Raw genomic sequence first — 1,852 nt, 5'->3', positions numbered from 1 at the left:
CCCAGGTGCATCAGCCCCATGCCCTGAATCAGGGCGTTCAGACTTTCCATTTGCGCTCCTCGTCCTTACGCCAGCTGCAGCAGGGTGTCGCCGACCGCCACCGCATCGCCGGATTTCACCGCGATACCGCGTACGGTACCGGCCTGCGCGGCGCGGATTTCGGTTTCCATCTTCATGGCTTCCAGAATCAGCAGCACCTCGCCTTCCGCCACCGCCTGGCCTTCGCTGGCCAGCACCTTCCAGATAGTGCCCGCCAGCGGCGCGGTCACCGGGGTGCCGGCGCCTGCCGGGGCCGGGGCGGCAGCGGCAGCGGCTACCGGCGCAGCGGCGCTGAGCTGGCTGACGTCGCCGCCGTCGCTGACTTTGACCACGAAGGCTTTGCCTTCCACTTCCACGGTGTAGACGCCGGAGGCGGCGGCTTTTGCCGGCGCGACAGATTTTGCTTCTTCCACCTGCGGCACGGGCTCAAAGGCCGCCGGGTTGTGGCGGTTTTCGAGGAACTTCAGGCCGATTTGCGGGAACAGCGCCACGGTGAGCACGTCGTCGATGGCGTTTTCGGCAAGCGTGATGCCCTTCTCCTGCGCCTGGCGTTTCACGTCGGCTTCAAGCTCCGCCAGTTCCGGCTTCAGCAGGTCCGCCGGGCGGCAGGTGACGGCGTCGGCGCCGTCGAGCACCCGCGCCTGCAGGGCGGCGTTAACCGGCGCCGGGGTGTGGCCGTATTCGCCTTTCAGGATACCGGCGGTCTCTTTCGCGATGGTTTTGTAGCGCTCGCCGCCCAGCACGTTAAGCACCGCCTGGGTGCCGACAATCTGCGAGGTCGGGGTGACCAGCGGGATGAAGCCGAGGTCCTCGCGCACGCGGGGGATTTCCGCCAGCACTTCATCCAGACGGTGGGCGGCGCTCTGCTGCTTCAGTTGGCCTTCAAGGTTGGTGAGCATCCCGCCCGGCACCTGGGCGACCAGGATACGGCTGTCGGTGCCTTTCAGCTGGCCTTCGAAGGCGTGGTATTTTTTGCGCACCTCGCGGAAGTACGCGGCGATGCTCTCCAGCTTGTGGATATCGAGGCCGGTGTCGTAGCGGGTCCCGGCGAGGGTGGCCACCAGCGCTTCGGTGGCCGGGTGGCCGTAGGTGGCGCTCATCGAGGAGATGGCGGTATCGACGCCGTCGACGCCGGCTTCAATAGCCTTCAGCAGCGCCATCTCCGCCATGCCGGTGGTGGCGTGGCAGTGCAGGTGCAGGGTGACGGCAAAGCGTTTTTTGATTTCGCTGACCAGCTCAAAGGCGGCATGCGGGGTGAGGATACCGGACATGTCCTTGATGGCGATGGAGTCGACGCCGGTCTCCAGCAGCTGTTCGGTGAGGTCGAGCCAGGTCTGCAGGGTGTGCGCCGGGCTGGTGGTGTAGCTGAGGGTGCCCTGGGCGTGGGCGCCGTGGCTGCGCACCGCCTGCAGGGCGGCTTTCATGTTGCGCGGGTCGTTCATGGCATCGAAAACGCGGAACACGTCCATGCCGTTTTTGACGGCGCGCTCGACAAAGCGCTCCACCACGTCGTCGGCGTAGTGGCGGTAGCCGAGCAGGTTCTGGCCGCGGAGCAGCATCTGCAGCGGGGTTTTCGGCATCGCCTTTTTCAGTTCGCGCAGGCGGACCCACGGGTCCTCGCCGAGGAAGCGGATGCAGGCGTCAAAGGTGGCGCCGCCCCAGCATTCCAGCGAGCGGTAGCCGACGTCATCCAGCTGAGCGGCGACGGGCAGCATATCGTCGAGACGCAGGCGGGTGGCGAACAGGGACTGGTGGGCGTCGCGCAGGACGACATCGGTAATGGCAACGGTCATGAATTCCTCCGTGAATTAAG

Annotated in this window: 1 protein-coding gene; it reads right to left on the bottom strand. The window is 66.0% G+C overall.

Translation table 11 applies throughout. From position 1 onward, the window contains the following. Nucleotides 1-65 precede the first annotated feature (65 nt). Nucleotides 66-1,832: a sodium-extruding oxaloacetate decarboxylase subunit alpha gene (gene oadA / locus PGS10_RS24870; protein ID WP_316423629.1), complete on the bottom strand. Its 1,767-nt coding sequence runs from the start codon at nucleotides 1,830-1,832 to the stop codon at nucleotides 66-68. Between the last annotated feature and the right edge of the window lie 20 nt (nucleotides 1,833-1,852).

This window comes from Klebsiella sp. 141153 (assembly GCF_032601995.1).
GTDB lineage: Bacteria > Pseudomonadota > Gammaproteobacteria > Enterobacterales > Enterobacteriaceae > Klebsiella > Klebsiella aerogenes.
This window is presented reverse-complemented; position numbering and strand designations above follow the sequence as displayed.